A 20,139-nucleotide genomic window follows, 5' to 3' on the forward strand; every position below is an offset into this window, starting at 1 on the left:
AGCGCTGCGCGCCGCGCTGGGGCTAACGCAATCAACGAGGGCGATGCGCCCGGGCGGCGATCGCTTGTGCGCGTTCGAGGAGCGCTTCTGCCCGCTGAACGATCGGGATATCGATCATCTTGCCGTCGATGGCGAAGGAGGCGCGGCCCTCGGCAGCCGCTTGCTTGTTGAGTGCAACGACGCGCTCGGCATCCGCCACCTCCTTGGCTGAGGGGCTGAAACCCGCATTGAGGATCGGCACCAGCGACGGATGGATACAGGCTGAGCCCACGAAGCCAAAGTCCGCAGAGCGCCTGACGATTCTTGTGTATCCTTCCAGATCGGAGAAATCGGCGACTGAGCCGATGGTGCCGAGCGGCATGATGCCGGCGGCGCGGGCCGCCTGCACGACCTGTTGCTTCGGCATCAACAGGGTTTCTTCCGTCGGCTTGGCGCCGATTGCGGTGGCATAATCTTCCGCACCCAGTGAAATGCCGGCCAGCCGCGGGATCGATCGCGCGATCTCGTGAGCCCTGGAGAGAGGACCGGGCGCCTCGATCAGACCGACAAACCAGATCTTGCCGACGGGTAGTCCGCGCTCGATCTCAAGTCTGGTCACCATTTCGTCGAGCAGGCGCAGATGCTCGGCGCCTTCGACCTTGGTGATCTTGATCGCGTCCACGCCGGCGACGACGGCCGCTTCCAGATCGGGCACCGCCAATTCGAGCGGCTGGTTGATCCGCACCATGACATCCGAACTTCCGGTGTCGCGAAAGCGCTTCACGATGCCCGGGATCAGCTTTCGAGCGTTCGCCTTTTCAGCCAGCGGCACGCTGTCCTCGAGATCGATGATCAGCGCGTCCGCGCCGCGCTCGACGGCCTTGACGACGAACCGCTCGACGTTTGCGGGTACGAACAGCGCAGAGCGCCAGACGGGGAATTTTCGTTCAACTGTCATGTGCTGGTTTCCTTCACAGCGCCCGAGGCGAGGGCGGCATCGATGTCGTCAGGGCTGAGGCCGGCTTCGGCCAGGATGGTGCGGCTGTGCTGACCAAGGCGTGGCGCAGGCGTCCGGATGCTTCCGGGCGTCTCGGACAGGCGCACCGGGACGGCGTGCATCGGGAACGTTCCCATGTCCTCGTCGGGATAGTCGGCCAGCAGTCCCCGAGCCTGGACGTGGCGATCGTTCATCAATCGGACGGTATCGTTGACCGGACCGATCGTGACCTCGGCGGCCTCGAAGAAGGCCACGTTGTCATCGACCGTGCGTGTCGCGATGAAATCGCCGATGATCTTGTCGAGCTCGGCGACATGGACGAGCCTCTGCTCGTTGGTCTTGAACTTTGGATCCTCGCAAAGCTCCGGGCGGCCGATCGAACGCAGCACCCGCATCGCCATGCCTTGCGTGGACGCCGACAGGCAAACCCAGCCGCCATCGAGCGTGCGGTAGACATTGCGCGGTACCGAGCCGCTCGAGCGGCTCCCGCTGCGCGGTTTGACCACGCCGGTCAAACGGTAATTTGCCGCCTGAGGCCCGAGCGAGTTGACGATCGGGTCGAGCAGCGGAAGATCGATTACCTGTCCCTTTCCGCCGTTGATCTCGACCTCCCGAAGGGCTGCCATCGCAGCGAACGCTCCGGTGAGACCGGAGAGGGCATCAGCCAGATACATCGGCGGCAACACCGGCTCGCGATCAGGAAAGCCGTTCATCTCGGCAAATCCCGAAAAGCCTTCCACCAATGTCCCGAAGCCGGGCCGGCGATGATAGGGGCCGGTCTGCCCCCATCCCGATATGCGAACGATCACGAGCTTGGGCTCCAGCCGCAGCAGTTCCTCCGGCGAGAGCCCCATCTGCTCGAGCGTGCCGGGACGAAAACTCTCGACCAGCATCGCGGCGCCAGGAATCATCTTGCGGATCAGCGGCACCGCTTCGTCGTGACGGAATTCCAGGCAGATGCTGCGCTTGTTGCGCGAATGGATCTTCCAGTTGGTCTCGACGCCCTTGGTGCGCCAGCCGCGCAGCGTATCGCCTTCGCGCGGCTCGACCTTGATGACGTCGGCGCCGAAGTCGGCGAGATGCTGGGTGAGCAGATTGCCTGCGACCAGCCTCGAGAGGTCGATGACGCGGAGCCCTGTCAGCGGGCCGCGGACACCGGGGGTGTAGTCGGCCTGATGCAGTCCGCTTTCGGGAGAGGTGGCGTCAGTGGGATTTGCCATGGTTCCGTTCTGTAAACAGGATGCCGCCGGTGACAGGCAGCCACAGGCGCAACTGGCGGTCAGTCGTTGCCTCCTGGGTTTCGATGCGGATCTGATTTCCGCCGACGCTCAATCCGATTTGCCATCGGCCGCCAACATAGGAATGGCTGACCACGTCGGCTTCAACGATCGAACCTCCGATCGCCCGATCGTTGGCCGCCGCCAGGCGCATCTGCTCGGGGCGGTAGGCAAACGTGACCTTGTCGCCCAGGGATGGACGTTTGTCGGACTTGATCAGAACGCGCTGACCATCGGCGAGACTGACCAGTGTCTGTCCATCGCCGTCGGGCGCCCCGACCACGTCGCCGTTCAGGAAATTGGTCGTTCCGATGAAGTCGGCGACGAAACTGTCTGCCGGCCGCGTGTAGATCTCTTGGGGCGAGCCGATCTGGCTGATGCGGCCGCCATTCATGACCACAATGCGGTCGGACAGGGCCAGTGCTTCGACCTGGTCGTGCGTCACGTAGATCGTCGTCAGGCCGAGGCGCGTGCGCAGTTCGGCAAGCCAGGTCCGGGCGCGGTCGCGCAGCTTTGCGTCGAGATTCGACAGCGGCTCGTCGAGCAGGAGGATTTCGGGCTGGTAGACCAGCGTTCGCGCGAGCGCGACACGCTGCTGCTGGCCGCCCGAGAGCTGATGCGGATAGCGGTCCTGAAAGCGCTCCATCTCGACGAGAGCGAGACTCTCCTCGACGCGACGCTTGCAGTCGGCGGTCGATACCTTGCGCAGCTTGAGCGGAAACACGACGTTGTCATAGACCGTCATGTGCGGCCATAAAGCGTAGCTCTGGAACACGAGCCCGCAATGGCGCGCTTCCGGCGGAAGGAAGATTCCCTTTTCGCCGTCGAAGTAGGTCTTGGTGCCGACGCGGATGCGTCCGCTCGTCGGTTGATCCAGTCCGGCAATGGCGCCGAGCGTTGTTGACTTGCCGCACCCTGACGGCCCCAGCAGCGTGACAAACTCGCCATCGGCAACGTGGATGTTGACGTCGTCGATGGCTTTGACCGGTCCGTACCGCTTATGCAGGTTCTCGATCAGCAACTCAGCCATAAAGCTTCACTCCGAGAAAAGCGCGCGCCGCCGTGACGCAGACTCCGATGACCAGGATCTGAACGGTCGCCAGCGCGGACACCAGACCGACCTCGCCCTGCGTCCATGCCTGGAGCAGCGTGGTCCCGATCACTTCGCTGCCGGGAGCGAACAGGAAGATCGCGGTCGTGTATTCCTTGAAGAACGTGATGAAGAGGATGATGAAGCAGGCCACAAGCGCCGGGCGCAGCAAAGGCAAAACGATGCGCCGGCTCGTCGTCCACCAGTCCGCGCCCTGCGTACGGGCGGCGCGATCGAAATCCGGGCTCATCTGCAACAACATTGGAGCAACCGCACCGAGCCCCACGGGAATGAAGTGCATGGTGAAGGCGGCAACCAGAATCCAGATCGTGTTTCGGAGGCCGCCCAGGCCGGGCACGAGCGCAAACGCGTAGAAGAAACCGATGCCGGCGACGACGCCGGGCACGGCGCGGGGAAACAGCGCGACGTAGTGCAGCGCGCCACGCCAGCGGAAGTCGGACCGCAGCACGATGATGGCGATCAGGGCGACCATGGCGGTGGCGATGACGCCACCGACCGAACTGACGATCAGCGAATTCCAGATCGAACGCGGGTAGACCGGGTATTCGAGCATGTTGGCGAAGTTGCCGAGCGTCAGCACCTCGCTGATCGGCACCATCGGCGACAGCAGGCTCGTGAAGGCACGCAGCAGCAGCGCGCCGATCGGCATCACGACAGTTGCGGTGATGTAGATCGCCGAGACGATGCAAAGCGGCCAGCGCAGGCTGTTCAGGCGGAAAGGGCGCGGTCGCGTGGCCTTGCCGCCGAGCGTGACGAAGCGTCTCGTATTGCCGAGCAGGCGTCCTTGTAGCCACACCAGCACGCAGACGACGGCAAGCATCAGAACGGCAGCCGTTGCCACCAGCCCGTGATCGGGGCGGGCCGACGCCACGCCGTTGTTGTAGAGGAACGTGGTCAGCACGGTGATGCCGGCGGGATCTCCGAACACCAGCGGAATCGCGAGGAGTTCCAGTCCCACCGTGAAGTTCAGCACGGCACTATAGGCGATCGCCGGCATGAGGAGCGGCAGCGTGATCCGCCACAAGGTCCTCAAGGTGCCCGCGCCGGTCACGCGCGCGGCTTCCTCCAACGTCGGATCGGTGATCGAGGCCGACGACATGCAGTAGATGTAGGCGACCGGTGCTTGCGAGACGCCCGCGATCATCGCCATGCCCGGCAGCGAGTAGAGATTCCAGGGCGCGCCGTCGAAGATCGACTGAACCAGAAGCGTGAGGTAGCCGGCCGGCCCGTAGATCGTGTACCAGCCGAACGACAGCACCAGCGCCGAGAGATAGATCGGCCACAGGAAGAGTTCGCCAAACAACCGCGCAAACGGCATGTCGGTGCGGCCGAACAGCACCGCCGCCAGCGTGCCCAGCGTCTGCGAAATCACGGTGGTGAGGGTGGCGAACACGAACGTGCTCCAGATGACGAGCGCGAAGCCCTCGGTGCGAAGCAGGCGCCCGAAATTGCCCAGCGTCAGTTGCTGGCCGGAATCGTAGAGCGCACGATCCAGGAAAGATTGATAGAGAACGGGAAGGAGAGGCGCTGCGATCAGCACAACTGTCAGCAGCGCCATGCCGTACTGGATGATGGTATCGCGGCCGGGCAGCGGCCTCGGTAAAGCGTCCGCGGTCGACGACCCCAGCGCGCTGCTTGCGTCAAGCGACATTGAAGGTCTTTTTCCAGCGCGCGAGGAAGCTGTCGTAGTCCCGCACCGCGTCCCGATCGTAGCCGATGTAGCAGATGTTCTGCTCGCCGACGGCTTCCACGATCGACGAGTAGGTGTGGCGGATTCCGTCGCCCGGCTTCACGCCGGGGCGTGCCGGCGTCAGACCGCCCCGTCCGAATGCGCGCTGACCGTCCTCCGAGACGACGTAGTCGAGCATCAGTTTTGCCGCGTTGACGTTCTTCGATCCCTTCGGAATCGCGATGCCACGCAGCACAACCGGCTGACCGTCTCCGATGAAGCTCCAGCCGAGGATCTTCGCCCGCGCCGGATCGTTCAGGCGCGGCCAGAAGGTGATGGCCGAAACGAAGAAGCCCATGGTGTATTCGCCGGAGGTGACCTTCTCGGTCATCGGCCCGCCGGAGCGCTCGAAGCGGGGCGAAAGCTTTGCAAGCTGGGCGAACCAGTCCCAGGCCTTCTCGCCGTGCTTCTTCACGAACGCGTAGCTGATGCCGTAGCCGAAGGTCGTTTGATGCACTCCGTAGCTGGTGATGCGGTTTCGCCAGGTCTTCTCGTTTGCGACCGCAAGCTCGACGAACTCGGCGAGTGTCTTGGGACGCTTGCCGTCGGTCACCAGCGTGTTGTTCCAGATCAGCGCCATGGGGTCGGACGAGACCGTGTAGACGCCGGGAAACGGCTTTGACCAATCCGGCCAGGCCTTCGCTTCAGGCGATACGTAGTCGAGGACTTCACCGCGCTCCTGGAAATCGATCCATCCGCCCGGGTCGGCTGTCGCGATGAGGTCGCAGGTGCGGCTGTTGGTGCTCCGCTCGGCCAGATATCGCTCGAAGCTCTCGCGGGAGGCGGGGAGATCCAGGGTCTCGACCTTGATCTTCGGGTACAGCTTGTTGAAGCCCTCGATCACGGGACGCCAGTTTTCCGGCGACATAATCGAGTAAATGAGGAGGCTGCCCTCGTTATGGGCGTCGTCGATGATCTTCTGATAATTCTCGGGATACCCGTTCGGCGCCGCCTGGGCCGTGCCCCGGAGCCCCATCGTGGCGCCGAGGACCGACATCACCATTAAGCTTCTACGATCGATGCCTGACATCTACTGTTCCTCCGGCCGCCGCGATTTGTTATGCACATTTATTGGCGCCAATTTGTGCGCAATAGTTTTGGCAAGTCAAGCGCTCCAAAAAGGGAAGCAGCCATGAAAGTACGGAAGGAGCAGAAGAGGCTGTTGGCGGCGGAAATCGGTGCCGCAATCCTGCAAGGCGACTACCGGCCTGGCGAATGGTTGCGCCAGATCGACCTGGAAGAAGCCTTCGCTGCCAAACGGTTTGACGTCCGGAGTGCGCTGACCCAGCTTGCCGCAAGCGGGATGGTGACGCATGTCGAAAATCGCGGATACCGGGTCGCGCAACCCGACTTGACCGTTGTTCGCGAGATATTGGCGATCCGCACGCTGCTCGAGGTTGAAGCGGCCACGCAGGCGCTACCGAATATCGGCCCCGACGAACTCAAGAAGATCAAGCAGGCTCAGCAAATCTTCGAAGATGCTGTGGCGCGCGGCAGCAAGGCGGATCAGGCAAATACCAACGCAGCCTTTCACGACGAGATCTATCGCCATGCAGCGAACCAATCGCTCGCCAGCCTCATCGTGGAGATCAGAAATCGCGCCAGACCAGGGCCGATTGCTTTGTGGCCCTCGAACGCCGAGTTGCAGAGAAGTGCCGCACACCACGTCGAGATCGTCGATGCGATCGAGTCTCGCGATCTCGCCGCACTCGTTGCAGCGGTGCGGCGACACATCGTCGAATCCGGCGCCAACTATCCGGCGCGCGATCTCGGTCCGGTCAAGGCCTCAGCAGCCTCCGATTGACTAAGAGTGGCGAAGCCAATCTGTTGACGGCGTATCAGGACCCGCGCGTGGAGTAGGCCTGCCTCAATTCGCACTCCCAGCCGGGATCGGCTCCATCCCGCTTGCGATGATCGCTTCGCGCGCGGCAGGGGAGGCTAGGAATTTTATGAGGGCGCGGCCGGCCTCGGGCTCCTTCGAGCCGGCCGCGATTCCGGCCGAGAAGATCGTGATCTTCTGCAATTCGTTCGGCAGCGGTCCCACGATATCGATGCCCTTCACGGGCTTCAGCTCGCTGATCTGCTGGAAGCCGAGCTCGGCCTCGCCGTGCGCGACGATCTCGCCGACGGGCGTTGCCGGAATCTTTCGGGCCTTGTCCTTCATGACGTCGGCGATGCCAAGCTTGTCGAACATCTCCGTCGAGACGTAGACGCCGCTGGCGCTGTCGGAATAGGCGATCGTTTTCGCCGCCGGCAGCGCGCGCTTGACCGCCTCCACCGAGCCGATGTCCGGCTTCGGCGCACCAGATTTCACGGCAACGCCGATCGGCGATCTGGTGAGGTCGACCTGGCTGCCGGCCACGACCTTGCCCTTGCCGGCGAGGTCGGTGAGGGCATAGCCCACCATGATCAGGACATCGGCGGGTTCGCCGCGCTCCAGCCGGACCGGGATCGCATTGGTGGTCGTCCCCATCGACGGCCCAAACGACGTCAGCACCTTGTTGCCGGTGGCTTTCTCGAACTCCGGCACGAGCGCCTTGTAGGCAGCCGTCAATCCGCCCGAGATCATCACATGGACCTCGGCAGCTTCGGCCGCGCCGGTCAGCCACAGGACGGTTAGAACGCCGAAGGCAATGCTGCGGAATGTTGCTGATATCGATGTCATCGTCATTCGTCTCCAACTAACCCCGTCCGCGATACGGCGCGACGCCTTGCTCCGGCACCCACAATCCCTTCGGCACGCGGCCGGTCTGCCAGAACACGTCGATCGGGATGCCGCCGCGCGGATACCAGTAGCCGCCGATGCGCAGGAACTTCGGCTTGATCTCGCTCGCGATGCGCTTGCCGATCATCACGGTGCAGTCCTCGTGGAAGGCGCCGTGATTGCGGAAGCTCGCGATGTAGAGTTTGAGCGACTTCGACTCCAGCAGCCACGGGCCGGGCGCGTAGTCGATCATCAGATGCGCGAAATCCGGTTGTCCCGTGACCGGGCAGAGCGAGGTGAATTCCGGCACGGTGAAGCGCACCAGATAGTCCGTGCCCTTTTGCGGATTGGGCACGCGGTCGAGCTGGGCTTCTTCCGGTGTATGCGGCCACTCGACCGCGCGGCCGAGCTGGAGGGATTTCTTCGCCATCGTCGTCACATCCTGTTCGAGCATGATCCGGACCCGAAGGGCCGCGTTGGCGCAAAGTGGGCGTCGCTGTTCCGAAAGATCATGCTCAACTAAAAAACCGGAGCGCGATAACACCGCGCTCCAGAGGGTGCCGGGATGGACGCAAATGTCGCTGTCGTCAACCAGCCGCGGTCGTCTGGATCATGACGATCCGGTCGTTGCCGGACTCGCAGCCCCAGAGCTCGCCCGGGCGGCCGTCGAGCTGGCGCACATTGGCATTGGCCTTGTCGCTGACGAAAACGTTGAACCGCTCGGTCGTGGGATCGAAGCGGACGATGGCGTTGGCGGAAAAATCGGTGAGCCAGACCTTGTCCTTGTCGTCGACATAGACGGCATAGGTGCGGGGGCGATCGCTCGGCAGCTTCCAGGTTTTCCAAGAGCCGTTGGCGGGATCATGCACCGAGACGTGACCGCTGTTCCACTCGCTGACCCAGATCCGACTTTGCGAATCCGACCAGACCCGCCGCGCTCCCTGGCTCGGCGTCGGCGGCTCGACGATGGCGGCATTGCCGGTCGCAAGATCAATCTTCGCGATATGGCTGCCGGCGAGCGAGGCGTACCAGACCTCGCCCTTGGGCGTCACAGCGATGCCGTAGGGACCGACGCCCTTGGGCGCCCTGAACACGTCCATCTCGCCCGATCTCGGCCTGAGCCGGCCGTAATAGCCGGACTGGCCGGTGAACCAGTAGGTGCCCTCCTTGTCGAACACGCCAGTGTTGAGATTGGCCGAGGCGAACTTCTCGGGCAGGCGGAACAGCGTGACCTTGAGATCGCCGGGATCGACCCGGGCGATCGCGTTCTGGCCGCCCTCGGTGATCCACGGGGCACCGTCCGGGCCGATCGTCACGCCGTGCGGGGCGGCGCCCTGGCCGAGGCTGACTGTCTTGAAACTGCCATCCCGGGGGTCGAGCCTGCCCAGCATGCCCTTGCCCTGCGCCGTGAACCAGACCGTGCCGTCGCGAGCCGGGGCGAGGTCGTGCAGGCCGATGCCGGCGCTGATCGGGAAATATTTTGTCCGGAACGGGCCTTCCTGCGCAAAACCTGGGCGGGCGGCGAGGAGGGCAGCGCTCGAGGCGAGAAACTGGCGGCGGTTCATGGCGTTACCCCGACTGTTTCAGATTGAGGTTGGACGCGCAGGGCAGTCGACGTCAAGCATAGTCCGAGCCCCTTCACGCGTCAGTCGAAGCACGTCGTCCAAGCGTTCACATTTGCTTGCGGCCCGTGTAAGACCCCGGCACCGATCAGCCCTAACGAACGGAAGTGGACATCATGACCGCCATCATCGACATCATCGGCCGCGAAATTCTCGATAGCCGTGGCAATCCCACCGTCGAGGTCGACGTCGTGCTGGAAGATGGTGCGCTCGGCCGTGCCGCGGTGCCGTCCGGCGCCTCCACTGGCGCCCACGAGGCGGTGGAACTGCGCGATGGCGACAAGGCCCGCTATCTCGGCAAAGGCGTCACCAAGGCGGTCGGCGCAGTCAATGGCGAGATCTTCGAGGCCCTCAGCGGCCTCGATGTCGAGCAGCAGGCCCAGCTCGACCAGATCATGATCGACCTCGACGGCACGCCGAACAAGAGCCGGCTCGGCGCCAACGCCATCCTCGGCGTGTCGCTCGCCTGCGCCAAGGCTGCCGCGAACTCGCTCGACATGCCGCTCTATCGCTACGTCGGCGGCACCTCGGCGCGCCTCTTGCCGGTGCCGATGATGAACATCATCAATGGTGGCGTGCATGCCGACAACCCGATCGATTTCCAGGAGTTCATGATCCTCCCCGTCGGCGCGTCGTCCTTCGCCGAGGGCCTGCGCTACGGCGCGGAGGTCTTCCACACGCTGAAGTCGGAATTGAAGAAGGCCGGCCACAACACCAATGTCGGCGACGAGGGCGGTTTCGCCCCGAACCTGCCGTCGGCGGACGCCGCGCTCGAATTCGTCATGAACGCGATCGGCAAGGCCGGTTACAAGGCGGGCAGCGACATCGTGATCGGCCTCGACTGCGCCTCGACCGAGTTCTTCAAGGACGGCAAGTATGTCTATGAAGGCGAGGGCAAAACCCGCTCGATCTCGGAGCAGGCCAAGTACCTTGCAGACCTCGTCGGCCGCTATCCGATCGTGACCATCGAGGACGGCATGTCGGAAGACGACATGGACGGCTGGAAGGAGCTCACCGATCTCATCGGCAAGAAGTGCCAGCTGGTCGGCGACGATCTCTTCGTCACCAACGTCAAGCGCCTGGCTGACGGCATCAAGACGGGACGGGCCAACTCGATCCTGATCAAGGTCAATCAGATCGGCACGCTGACCGAGACCCTGGCTGCCGTCGAGATGGCGCACAAGGCCGGCTACACCTCGGTGATGTCGCACCGCTCGGGCGAGACCGAGGATTCCACCATCGCCGACCTCGCGGTCGCCACCAATTGCGGGCAGATCAAGACCGGCTCCCTTGCGCGTTCCGACCGCACCGCCAAATACAATCAGCTCCTGCGCATCGAGCAGCAGCTCGGCAAGCAGGCTCTCTACGGCGGCAAGGCGGCGCTGAAGGCGCTGGCGTAAGCCAGCGCTCTGGCAAGGACAGGGGAGGACAGACATGAGCGACGGCAAGACCGGCCTGCAACTGCGTTCGCTGATCAAGACGAGCGGAGAACTGGAAATCTCGCTCGTCGACGTGCCGACCCCCGAGCCCGCCGCGGACGAGGTCGTCGTCCGCGTCGAGGCGGCGCCGATCAACCCGTCCGACCTCGGCCTTCTCGTCGGCGCGGCCGATATGAGCACGGCCAAGGCTTCTGGCGGCAAGGACGCTCCTGTCATCACCGCGAAGGTGCCGGAGGGCGCGATGCGGGCGATGGCTGGCCGGCTCGGCGAATCCATGCCGGTCGGCAACGAAGGCGCGGGCGTCGTCATCAAGACCGGCTCGTCCGATGCCGCGAAAGCATTGATGGGCAAGACCGTCGCCATGATCGGCGGCGCGATGTACGCGCAGTACCGCACGCTGAAAGTGCGCGAGTGCCTGCCGCTGCCGGCGGGCACCACGCCGGCTGAAGGCGCCTCCTGCTTCGTCAATCCGCTCACGGCGCTCGGCATGACCGAGACCATGCGGCGCGAGGGGCACAAGGCGCTGGTGCACACCGCGGCCGCCTCCAATCTCGGGCAGATGCTGAACAAGATCTGCATCAAGGACGGCATTCCGCTGGTCAACATCGTGCGCAGCAAGGAGCAGGCCGACATCCTGCACAAGATCGGCGCCAAACACGTCGTCGATTCCACGGCACCGAGCTTCCTCGGCGATCTCACCAATGCGCTGGTCGAGACCGGTGCCACCATCGCCTTCGACGCCATCGGCGGCGGCAAGCTTGCCGGCGACATCCTCAACTGCATGGAAGCCGCGATCAACAAGACCGCCAAGGAGTACAGCCGCTACGGCTCCAACGTGCACAAGCAGGTCTACGTCTACGGCGCGCTCGATATCCGCCCGATCGAGCTGCCGCGCGGCTTCGGCATGGCCTGGGGCGTCGGCGGCTGGCTGCTGTTTCCGTTCCTGATGAAGATCGGGCAGGCGGACGGCGTCAAGCTGCGCCAGCGCGTCGTCGACGAATTGAAGACCACCTTCGCCAGCCACTACACCAAGGTGGTGTCGCTTCCCGAGGCGCTCGATCCCGCCAACATCGCGGTGTACGCCAAACGAGCCACCGGCGAAAAATTCCTCATCAACCCGAATAAATCTTCGTGATGTGCGACGGCACACCACCCAAAGAAGGACTTGCCTTCTGAGCGAAGCGGGGGAACATTCGCGCCGTAATTGAAGCGGGGCAACCGCAAGCATAGAAGGGGACACTTCCATGACTGATCTGAATCGCCGCGACCTGCTCGCGGGCGCGACCGCTATTGGCGCGGCGGCCGTAACCGGGCTTGGACCGACCACTGCCAGTGCCTCGGTGCCGCAAAGCGGGACGCAGGCGCCGGGCTTCTATCGCTACAAGGTCGGCAGCTACGAGTGCACCTCGATCAACGACGGCGCGCGCACCTTCCCGATGCCGGACAAGTTCGTGGTCAACCTGCCGAAGGAGGAAGCGCTGGCCGCGGGCGAGGCGGCGTACATGCCGAAGGGCATGGTCACGGTGCCGTTCAATCCGCAGCTCATCAACACCGGCTCCAAGCTGGTCCTGATCGACACCGGCAACGGCGTTGCCAATCTCGAGCCGAGCAAGGGCGCGGTCGGCCGTACGCTGCAAAACCTCCAGGCCGCCGGCGTCGACCCGAAGAACATCGACCTCGTGCTGCTGTCGCATCTCCATCCTGATCACACCAACGGCATCCGTCTGGCCGATGGCGCGCTCGCGTTCCCGAATGCGGAGATCATGGTGCCGGCGAAGGATTGGGAGTTCTGGGCGAGCGACGAGAACGCGGCCAAGGCTCCGAACGACATGACGAAGAACTACTTCGCCAACGTGAAGAAGACCTTTGCCGGCCTCGAATCCAAGATCACGAAGTACGAGTGGGGCAAGGAGGTCGCCCCGGGCATCACCTCGATCGCGACGCCCGGCCATACGCCCGGTCATACCTCGTTCGCGGTGGCCTCTGGCGACAAAAAGGTGCTGATCCAATCTGACGTCACCAACATTCCGGAGTTCTTCCTGCGCAATCCGGATTGGCACGTGGCGTTCGACAACGACGCCGCGCTGGCGCAGGCGACACGCCACAAATTCTACGACATGGCGGCGGCCGAGAAGGCGACCGTGATCGGCTTCCACTTCACCTTCCCCTCGGTGGGGCATGTCGAGAAGGACGGCGCGAAATACCGACTGATTCCGTCGGCCTGGAATCCGACGATCTGAACCGGGCCAGGGTTGCGAGAAACTTCAGGCCGCCTTCGGGCGGCCTGATTGTTTTTGGATCGTAGCGACCATCTGCTTTCGAGAAACTCAGCGTTTCCAAACGGGACCGGTGCATGCACTTGCATCCATCGGCCGGGATCGCTTAAGTGCCGCCCCGGAACTTCCGCTCAAGCCCCCAAGGACAATCCATGGCCTACAATATCGTCGTGATCGCCGGCAGCCTGCGCAAGGACAGCTTTTCGCTGAAGATCGCCAATGCGCTCGCAAAGCTCGCGCCGCCCTCGCTCAAGCTCGAGGTCGTCACGCTGGCAGGCATCTCGTTCTTCAACCAGGACCTTGAGGGCGCGCCGCCAGCGGACTGGCTGGCCTTCCGCGAGAAGCTGCAGAAGTCGGACGGCGTCATTTTCGTCACCCCCGAATACAACCGCGCCATCCCGGGCGTGCTGAAGAACGCCATCGACGTCGCTTCGCGCCCCTATGGCAAGAGCTCGTTCAACGGCAAGCCGGTCGGCATCATCTCGAACTCGCCGGGCCCGCTCGGCGGCGTCAGCGCCGCCAAGACGCTGCAGAACATCCTGCCGGGCATTGCCGGCCCGATCCTGCAGCAGCCGGAGACCTATCTGAACGCGGTCGGCGACGCCTTCGATGCGGAGGGGAACCTGACCAAGGAATCTCTGAAGCCCGTCCTCCAGGCCTATGTCGACGCGTTTGCTGCGCACGTGGCCAAGCACCACGGCTGAGGTTTTCTTCGTGATGGCCGGGCAAAAGCGCGAAGCGCGTCTTCGCGCTCGATGTCCCGGCATCCACGTCTTGGCTCGGGGTGACGAAGAACGTGGATGCCCGGCACAAGGCCGGGCATGACGGCTGGGATAGGGATTGGAACGCGAAGGGGGAAGCAATTAGCACTCCCTTAACCAACCTGTCCCATCTTCCGAGGATGGTCTCCCGCGCGCGCCTGAAATCGATCCTGACCGGCCTTGCCCTCTATGCGATGGCGGTCGCCATCGTCGGCTATTTCGGCGTCAACGCCTACACCGGCAAATACGGCCTCAACGCCCGCCAGGAACTCGACCAGGAGATCATCGCGCTGACGAGCGAGCTCGCCCAGCTCAAGCGCGAGCGTGCCCGGAGTGAGCAGCGCGTCTCGCTGCTGCGCACGTCGCGGATCGATCCGGACATGCTGGACGAGCGGGCGCGCTACCAGCTCGACTATGTCAATCCGCACGATCTCGTTCGTATGGTCCCGGCGAAATAGCGCTTTCCGCTGCATTCGAAACCGATATCGAAAGCCGCCGCCGAAACCCGACAGGCGTGTATCAATTCTACCGAAAGTCGTACGCTTGGAACCGGGCTGCCGCTTGACGGCGGCACCGGAGGGGGCTCATGGCTTCTGCCACTGTCGCCAAGTTGACGCAGATCAACCGGGCCACGCCGGCACAGCCTAGACTGCCATCCGGAGGAAACAGTGATGAATGGGCCAATGTCCCGGCATCACGCGGCCCGTGTCGAGGCCGCCATTGCGTCAGGCCAGGCCGCGCGCTCCGCGCTTGTGGCTTCATGGCGCCGTTCGTCCCGTTTGCATCATCTCGATCCCGCCGGCCGCACCTCGCCGATGCGGCTGACCGAAGCCGAGTTGCGTCAGGCGCGGGAGCGCATCGGGCCGCTGCTCGCCGCCGCGCAAGGCGCGATGGACCGGCTCTATCAGGCGGTCGGTGCCAGCGGCTGCTGCGTGCTGCTGGCCGACGGCGAGGGCGTACCGGTCGACCGCCGCGGCACACTGGCGGACGATGCAACGTTCCAATCCTGGGGGCTGTGGACCGGCGCGCTCTGGAGCGAGGAGCATGAAGGCACCAACGGCATCGGCACCTGCGTCGTCGAGCAGCGTCCGCTGACGATCGACCGCGACCAGCATTTCTTCACCCGCAACACGCTTCTGAGCTGTACTGCGGTTCCGATCTACGACCATGAGGCGGCATTTGCCGGCGTGCTCGACGTCTCTTCCTGCCGCGCCGACCGCACCGATGCATTCTCCAACCTGATCGCGCTCGCGGCAGGCGAAGCGGCGAGGCGCATCGAGGCTGATTTGTTTCGAAAGGCGTTCGCCCATGCCCGCATCGTGCTGACGCAAGGCGCGGATGGCCAATCGACCGGGCTCGTCGCGGTCGATGCAGATGATCTCGTGATCGGCGCGACCCGGTCCGCGCGGGTGGGACTCGGGATTGCGCCCGGCCGTCCCTTGCAGCCGGTGCCCGCGGCAGACCTCCTCGGCGGCGATACCGCGCACGACCACCTTGCCGGCGGTCAGCGCGCGGTGTTGCAGCGCGCGCTGCTCCGCGCGGGCGGCAATGTCTCGGCGGCCGCCAAGGCTCTCGGCGTCAGCCGGGCCACGCTGCACAGAAAGCTCAAGCGCTTCGGGCTGAACCACTGAGCTCCAGCGTCATTGCGAGGAGCGAAGCGACGAAGCAATCCAAAATGTCCCCGCGGAGGGATTCTGGATTGCTTCGCTGCTCGCGATGACGATGTGGAAGCCGCCAGCATCCATCTTGCACTTGTCTCGCCCGCAACTGTCGCAGAACTGCGACAGGTCCGCTCCTCCATCGCTGACGCCCGGGCTGACAGAAAAACGCTCCCGCGACATCGTCGACACAAGTCGCGACCACGCGACGAATTGCGCAAACAGCAAACATCGGGAGTGATCAATGAACAAGGTGGAATTCCTCGGAGTCACCCAGGTTCCCTTCGCCGAACGCTATGACAATTTCATCGGCGGCAAGTTCGTCGCCCCAATCTCCGGCAAGTACTTTGACAACGCCTCGCCGGTGAACGGCCAGATCGTCTGCAAGATCGCGCGCTCCAACGCGCAGGACGTCGAGGCCGCGCTCGATGCGGCGCATGCCGCCAAGGCCGCCTGGGGGCGCACCAGCGTCGCCGAGCGCGCTGCGGTCCTGAACCGGATCGCCGATCGCATGGAAGAGAATCTGGAGCGCCTTGCGATCGCCGAGACCTGGGACAATGGCAAACCGATCCGCGAGACCCGTGCTGCCGACCTGCCGCTTGCGATCGATCACTTCCGCTATTTCGCGGGCGTGGTGCGCGCACAGGAAGGCTCGATCGGCGAGATCGACCACGATACCATCGCCTATCATTTCCACGAACCGCTCGGCGTGGTCGGCCAGATCATCCCCTGGAACTTCCCGCTGCTGATGGCTTGCTGGAAGCTCGCGCCGGCGCTCGCAGCCGGCAATTGCGTCGTGCTCAAGCCCGCCGAGCAGACGCCGGCTTCGATCATGGTCTGGGCCGAGATCATCGGCGATCTGCTGCCGCCCGGTGTCCTCAACATCGTCAACGGTTTTGGCCTCGAAGCCGGCAAGCCGCTTGCGTCCAGTCCGCGGATCGCAAAAATCGCCTTCACCGGCGAGACCACGACGGGCCGGCTGATCATGCAATATGCCAGCCAGAACCTCATTCCGGTTACGCTGGAGCTCGGCGGCAAGTCGCCGAACATCTTCTTCAACGACGTCACCGCCGAGGACGACGATTTCTTCGACAAGGCGATCGAGGGCTTCGTCATGTTCGCGCTGAACCAGGGCGAGGTCTGCACCTGTCCGAGCCGGGCGCTGGTCCACGCCGACATCTATGACCGCTTCATGGAGCGGGCGCTCAGGCGCGTCGCAGCGATCAAGCAGGGCGACCCGCGCGAGGCCGACACCATGATCGGCGCGCAGGCATCGGGCGAGCAGCTCGCGAAGATCCTCTCCTATATCGACATCGGCAAGCAGGAGGGTGCGAAGGTGCTGGCCGGCGGCGGACGTGCCGAGCTCGCGGGCGATCTTGCCGGCGGGTTCTATGTCCAGCCGACGGTGTTCGAGGGCCACAACAAGATGCGAATCTTCCAGGAGGAAATTTTTGGCCCCGTCGTCTCGGTCACGACCTTCAAGACCGACGAGGAGGCGCTCGCGATTGCCAACGACACGCTCTATGGCTTGGGGGCCGGCGTCTGGAGCCGCGACGCCAATCGCTGCTACCGTTTCGGCCGGGCGATCCAGGCCGGCCGGGTCTGGACCAACTGCTATCATGCCTATCCCGCCCACGCGGCCTTCGGCGGCTACAAGCAGTCGGGCGTCGGGCGCGAGACCCACAAGATGATGCTCGATCACTACCAGCAGACCAAGAATCTCCTGGTCAGCTACAGCCCGAAGAAACTCGGCTTCTTCTGATCGAAGATGTGATCGGGCGGAAGCGAGCGCCCGTTCGATCGTCATCCATCTGTCAGAGTCTTCGGACAAGACGGCAGCGCCGTGCCCATCCGGGTTCGGCGCTGCTGGCGTTCGAGGCAATGCCAGGCAAGACGGAGGCTTGGCGATGCGGAACATTCCAGCACGACGAACAATGTATATTGGAGCGATGCTGTTCGGTGCCGCGGTGCTCCCGCTGTCGATGGCCTTCGCACAGACCGGCCCCGCGCCATCAGCCGCAAAACCCTTCTTGACCGTCGATGGAAAGGCACCGCTCGTCCTTGGACATCGCGGCCTGCCGGGACTGGTGCCTGAGGAGACCGAAGCCTCCTACGATCTCGCGGCTGCTGTGGGGACCGACGCGCTCGAGGAGGATTTGCACCTGACCAAGGACTGCGTCCTGGTCGTGCGCCATAATCCCTGGCTGAGCGACAACACCAATATTGCCGAGGTGGCGAAGACCAATGCGTCCGTGGCCGCGCGCAAGCGCACGGTGCCCGGCGTGCGCGTCAAGGCGCCGGCGTCCCCAACCGCGCCTGCTGATTACCTCACGGATCTCACCGATCCCGCTGATCCGAAATCGGTGCTGAAGTCATTGATCGTGGACGGCGAGGACCACACCAACGACTGGTCGATCACCGATTTCACCATGGCCGAGCTGAAGCAATTGATCGGGGGCACCACCTATGACGCGGCCAACGAGCGGCCAAAGGTCTTCAACGGCAAGCTCCCGATCATCAGCTTCCAGGACGTCATCGACATCGCCAAGGCCAGGGGCAAGGAGACCGGGCGTTCCATCCTCGTCTACCCCGAAACCAAGAACCCGACCTGGAACAACGCCCAGGCGATCGCCAATGGCTGCGGCGCGCCGGGCAGCCGCCCGCTCGAGGATGCCCTGATCAAGATCATCAAAGACAACGGCCTCAACATCAAGGACGCCCCCATCCTGGTTCAGAGCTTCGAACCCGGCAGCCTGAAATATATGCGCAGCCACGGCCTTCAGACGCGGCAGGTCCAGCTCATCGACGGGAATGGCATCGACTTCAGGACCGGCAAGGTCCTGCTCAACAATATCACCAATTCGCGTCCGTTCGACTGGACGGTTTCGGGCGATGCGCGACTGTACGATGCGATGCTGACCCCTGAGGGCCTTGCCGAGATCAAGAGCTATGCCGACGGCATCGGTCCGTGGAAGGCCTATATCGTTCCGCTCAAGATCGCGCCGTGGAAGGACGCAAATGCGGACGGCACGCCCTACAAGGGATTGACGCCGGAAGCATCGACGCAGGACCCAACCAGTCTTGTCGCTGACGCGCACAAGCTCGGCCTGTTCGTGCATGTCTTCACGTTCCGGAACGAGAAGAAATATCTGGCTGCCGACTATCGCGGCGATCCCAGCCTTGAATATCTCAAATTTTTCCGACTTGGCGTCGATGGGGTCTTCAGCGACTTCACGCATACCGGCGTTGCCGCCCGCGCAGCGTATTTGCGTGAGCTGGGCTGGTAGGCGGCACGGCGATTCGGACACGCGCAGGGGCTTGGACCCGTCGCTCAACGTATCCGAATTTCATTCCGTCGGCGGCACTCGCCGCCGTCGCTGGCGGGTGAGCTAAAGTTGCCTGATCAAGCCCAAAGGTTTTGCAAAGTTTCGGCCACGTTGCAGTGCGGCATAATGAAAGTCGTGCCATGCTGCCGCGGTGCTTTCCAAGGGCGTTTGAGTTGGGTTAGAGAGGGCTGAAGTTTTCTCTGACCCGGAATTCCCATGGCCGCACCCAAGAAAGCCGCCGCAAGCACTGCACAGGACAAGACCGACGGCGGTTCGCCCCCGGAATTCACCAGGGAGCAGGAGCTCAAGGCGCTCCGCGACATGCTCCTGATCCGGCGGTTCGAGGAAAAGGCTGGCCAGCTCTACGGCATGGGCGCGATCGGCGGCTTCTGCCACCTTTATATCGGCCAGGAAGCCGTGGTGGTCGGCATGCAGATGGCCCTGAAGCAGGGCGATCAGGTCATCACCGGCTATCGCGATCACGGTCATATGCTTGCCACCGGCATGGAGGCCAACGGCGTCATGGCCGAGCTCACCGGCCGGCGTGGCGGCTATTCCAAGGGCAAGGGCGGCTCCATGCACATGTTCAGCAAGGAGAAGCACTTCTACGGCGGCCACGGCATTGTCGGCGCCCAGGTCTCGCTCGGCACGGGTCTGGCCTTTGCCAACCATTATCGTGGCAACGATAATGTCAGCGTCACCTATTTCGGCGACGGCGCGGCCAACCAGGGCCAGGTCTACGAGAGCTTCAACATGGCGGAGCTCTGGAAGCTGCCGGTGATCTACGTCATCGAGAACAACCGCTACGCCATGGGCACCGCGGTCTCGCGCGCTTCCGCCCAGCAGGATTTCTCCAAGCGCGGCGCGTCCTTCAACATCCCCGGCCTGCAAGTCGACGGCATGGACGTCCGCGCCGTGAAGGCCGCCGGTGACGAAGCTGTCGCCTGGTGCCGCGCCGGCAAGGGCCCGATGATCCTGGAGATGCAGACCTACAGGTATCGCGGCCACTCGATGTCTGATCCTGCAAAATACCGCACGCGTGAGGAGGTCGAGAAAGTCCGCCACGACCAGGACCCGATCGAGCAGGTGCGCAACCGACTGCTCGCGGCCAAGGTCAGCGAGCAGGACCTGAAGGCGATCGACGCCGAGGTGCGCGACATCGTCAACGCGTCCGCCGACTTTGCCCAGCATGATCCCGAGCCGGAAGCCGCCGAGCTCTGGACCGACGTTTACCGCTGAACGCGCGCAAGCTTTCTTTTG

At 63.7% G+C, this 20,139-nt stretch carries 19 protein-coding genes; 10 read left to right on the top strand and 9 right to left on the bottom strand.

All coding sequences use genetic code 11. The features are described 5' to 3' along the window. Positions 1-31 precede the first annotated feature (31 nt). From JQ627_RS07335 to JQ627_RS07355, 5 genes are read right to left on the bottom strand one after another with little or no spacing between them, the layout of a single operon-like run. Positions 32-937, bottom strand: a complete 906-nt coding sequence (locus JQ627_RS07335; RefSeq protein WP_212483497.1) for a CoA ester lyase — start codon at positions 935-937, stop codon at positions 32-34. Then, positions 934-2,196, bottom strand: coding sequence for a CaiB/BaiF CoA-transferase family protein (locus JQ627_RS07340; protein ID WP_212483499.1), 1,263 nt, complete (start codon positions 2,194-2,196; stop codon positions 934-936). Before JQ627_RS07340 ends, JQ627_RS07335 begins: the two co-directional genes overlap by 4 nt. Further along, the gene (locus JQ627_RS07345; protein WP_212483501.1) at positions 2,180-3,283 is read right to left on the bottom strand and encodes an ABC transporter ATP-binding protein; all 1,104 of its coding nucleotides are present in this window, start codon (positions 3,281-3,283) and stop codon (positions 2,180-2,182) included. The genes JQ627_RS07340 and JQ627_RS07345 overlap by 17 nt, the downstream gene beginning before the upstream one ends. Further along, positions 3,276-5,015 (bottom strand): iron ABC transporter permease, encoded by a 1,740-nt coding sequence (locus JQ627_RS07350; protein WP_212483503.1) that lies wholly within the window; start codon positions 5,013-5,015, stop codon positions 3,276-3,278. Before JQ627_RS07350 ends, JQ627_RS07345 begins: the two co-directional genes overlap by 8 nt. Beyond that, positions 5,005-6,123 carry an ABC transporter substrate-binding protein gene (locus tag JQ627_RS07355; RefSeq protein WP_249142940.1) on the bottom strand — a complete coding sequence of 373 codons (1,119 nt, stop codon included), beginning with the start codon at positions 6,121-6,123 and terminating at the stop codon, positions 5,005-5,007. Before JQ627_RS07355 ends, JQ627_RS07350 begins: the two co-directional genes overlap by 11 nt. 132 nt (positions 6,124-6,255) lie before the next feature. Between JQ627_RS07355 and JQ627_RS07360 the strand changes: the two genes are divergently transcribed. Beyond that, positions 6,256-6,897: a GntR family transcriptional regulator gene (locus JQ627_RS07360; protein WP_212483504.1), complete on the top strand. Its 642-nt coding sequence runs from the start codon at positions 6,256-6,258 to the stop codon at positions 6,895-6,897. 63 nt (positions 6,898-6,960) lie between these two features. Here the strand turns inward: JQ627_RS07360 and JQ627_RS07365 are convergent, their stop codons facing one another. The 3 genes from JQ627_RS07365 to JQ627_RS07375 form a co-directional block, all read right to left on the bottom strand. Further along, entirely contained in the window at positions 6,961-7,758 is a 798-nt protein-coding gene (locus JQ627_RS07365) for an extracellular solute-binding protein (RefSeq protein WP_212484074.1), read from the bottom strand. A 16-nt stretch (positions 7,759-7,774) separates the two neighbouring features. Further along, a complete protein-coding gene (queF, locus tag JQ627_RS07370; protein ID WP_041960296.1) occupies positions 7,775-8,251 on the bottom strand; it encodes a preQ(1) synthase in 477 nt (158 codons plus the stop codon). Positions 8,252-8,384: 133 nt separating this feature from the next. Then, positions 8,385-9,362 (bottom strand): lyase, encoded by a 978-nt coding sequence (locus JQ627_RS07375; protein WP_212483507.1) that lies wholly within the window; start codon positions 9,360-9,362, stop codon positions 8,385-8,387. Between the two features lie 173 nt (positions 9,363-9,535). Between JQ627_RS07375 and eno the strand changes: the two genes are divergently transcribed. The 6 genes from eno to JQ627_RS07405 all read left to right on the top strand — a co-directional run bounded on the left by eno (position 9,536) and on the right by JQ627_RS07405 (position 15,526). Beyond that, the gene (gene eno, locus JQ627_RS07380) at positions 9,536-10,819 is read left to right on the top strand and encodes a phosphopyruvate hydratase (protein ID WP_212483509.1); all 1,284 of its coding nucleotides are present in this window, start codon (positions 9,536-9,538) and stop codon (positions 10,817-10,819) included. 34 nt (positions 10,820-10,853) lie between these two features. Beyond that, on the top strand, positions 10,854-11,993 hold the full coding sequence (locus JQ627_RS07385; RefSeq protein ID WP_212483511.1) for a zinc-binding dehydrogenase: 1,140 nt from the start codon (positions 10,854-10,856) through the stop codon (positions 11,991-11,993). Positions 11,994-12,102: 109 nt separating this feature from the next. Next, positions 12,103-13,098, top strand: a complete 996-nt coding sequence (locus JQ627_RS07390; protein ID WP_212483513.1) for an MBL fold metallo-hydrolase — start codon at positions 12,103-12,105, stop codon at positions 13,096-13,098. A gap of 188 nt (positions 13,099-13,286) precedes the next feature. Further along, a complete protein-coding gene (locus JQ627_RS07395) occupies positions 13,287-13,838 on the top strand; it encodes an NADPH-dependent FMN reductase (protein ID WP_212483515.1) in 552 nt (183 codons plus the stop codon). Between the two features lie 197 nt (positions 13,839-14,035). Beyond that, entirely contained in the window at positions 14,036-14,353 is a 318-nt protein-coding gene (locus tag JQ627_RS07400; RefSeq protein WP_212483517.1) for a septum formation initiator family protein, read from the top strand. 213 nt (positions 14,354-14,566) lie between these two features. Beyond that, entirely contained in the window at positions 14,567-15,526 is a 960-nt protein-coding gene (locus tag JQ627_RS07405; protein WP_212483519.1) for a GAF domain-containing protein, read from the top strand. Between the two features lie 9 nt (positions 15,527-15,535). On the opposite strand, the gene JQ627_RS07410 is transcribed toward JQ627_RS07405, so the two are convergent. Continuing rightward, positions 15,536-15,805, bottom strand: coding sequence for a hypothetical protein (locus JQ627_RS07410; protein ID WP_212483521.1), 270 nt, complete (start codon positions 15,803-15,805; stop codon positions 15,536-15,538). On the opposite strand from JQ627_RS07410, the gene adh reads away from it, so the two are divergent. From adh to pdhA, 3 genes are all read left to right on the top strand, one after another. Beyond that, entirely contained in the window at positions 15,798-17,315 is a 1,518-nt protein-coding gene (gene adh / locus JQ627_RS07415) for an aldehyde dehydrogenase (protein WP_212483523.1), read from the top strand. The two genes, JQ627_RS07410 and adh, sit on opposite strands and share 8 nt — an antisense overlap. 145 nt (positions 17,316-17,460) lie before the next feature. Then, positions 17,461-18,840, top strand: coding sequence for a glycerophosphodiester phosphodiesterase family protein (locus tag JQ627_RS07420; RefSeq protein WP_249142941.1), 1,380 nt, complete (start codon positions 17,461-17,463; stop codon positions 18,838-18,840). Positions 18,841-19,095: 255 nt separating this feature from the next. After that, on the top strand, positions 19,096-20,118 hold the full coding sequence (gene pdhA, locus JQ627_RS07425) for a pyruvate dehydrogenase (acetyl-transferring) E1 component subunit alpha (RefSeq protein WP_212483524.1): 1,023 nt from the start codon (positions 19,096-19,098) through the stop codon (positions 20,116-20,118). Positions 20,119-20,139 lie beyond the last annotated feature (21 nt).

Origin of the sequence: Bradyrhizobium liaoningense, from assembly GCF_018130785.1 — a bacterium.
GTDB lineage: Bacteria > Pseudomonadota > Alphaproteobacteria > Rhizobiales > Xanthobacteraceae > Bradyrhizobium > Bradyrhizobium liaoningense_A.

Bases quoted from the DNA above. Each gene is read 5' to 3' on its own strand.
- JQ627_RS07420 (WP_249142941.1), top strand. From the start codon at position 17,461: ATGCGGAACATTCCAGCACGACGAACAATGTATATTGGAGCGATGCTG.
- JQ627_RS07350 (WP_212483503.1), bottom strand. From the start codon at position 5,015: ATGTCGCTTGACGCAAGCAGCGCGCTGGGGTCGTCGACCGCGGACGCT.
- JQ627_RS07405 (WP_212483519.1), top strand. From the start codon at position 14,567: ATGAATGGGCCAATGTCCCGGCATCACGCGGCCCGTGTCGAGGCCGCC.
- pdhA (WP_212483524.1), top strand. From the start codon at position 19,096: ATGGCCGCACCCAAGAAAGCCGCCGCAAGCACTGCACAGGACAAGACC.
- queF (WP_041960296.1), bottom strand. From the start codon at position 8,251: ATGCTCGAACAGGATGTGACGACGATGGCGAAGAAATCCCTCCAGCTC.
- JQ627_RS07335 (WP_212483497.1), bottom strand. From the start codon at position 937: ATGACAGTTGAACGAAAATTCCCCGTCTGGCGCTCTGCGCTGTTCGTA.
- eno (WP_212483509.1), top strand. From the start codon at position 9,536: ATGACCGCCATCATCGACATCATCGGCCGCGAAATTCTCGATAGCCGT.
- JQ627_RS07400 (WP_212483517.1), top strand. From the start codon at position 14,036: ATGGTCTCCCGCGCGCGCCTGAAATCGATCCTGACCGGCCTTGCCCTC.
- JQ627_RS07385 (WP_212483511.1), top strand. From the start codon at position 10,854: ATGAGCGACGGCAAGACCGGCCTGCAACTGCGTTCGCTGATCAAGACG.
- JQ627_RS07375 (WP_212483507.1), bottom strand. From the start codon at position 9,362: ATGAACCGCCGCCAGTTTCTCGCCTCGAGCGCTGCCCTCCTCGCCGCC.
- JQ627_RS07355 (WP_249142940.1), bottom strand. From the start codon at position 6,123: ATGTCAGGCATCGATCGTAGAAGCTTAATGGTGATGTCGGTCCTCGGC.
- JQ627_RS07390 (WP_212483513.1), top strand. From the start codon at position 12,103: ATGACTGATCTGAATCGCCGCGACCTGCTCGCGGGCGCGACCGCTATT.
- JQ627_RS07365 (WP_212484074.1), bottom strand. From the start codon at position 7,758: ATGACATCGATATCAGCAACATTCCGCAGCATTGCCTTCGGCGTTCTA.
- JQ627_RS07345 (WP_212483501.1), bottom strand. From the start codon at position 3,283: ATGGCTGAGTTGCTGATCGAGAACCTGCATAAGCGGTACGGACCGGTC.
- adh (WP_212483523.1), top strand. From the start codon at position 15,798: ATGAACAAGGTGGAATTCCTCGGAGTCACCCAGGTTCCCTTCGCCGAA.
- JQ627_RS07340 (WP_212483499.1), bottom strand. From the start codon at position 2,196: ATGGCAAATCCCACTGACGCCACCTCTCCCGAAAGCGGACTGCATCAG.
- JQ627_RS07395 (WP_212483515.1), top strand. From the start codon at position 13,287: ATGGCCTACAATATCGTCGTGATCGCCGGCAGCCTGCGCAAGGACAGC.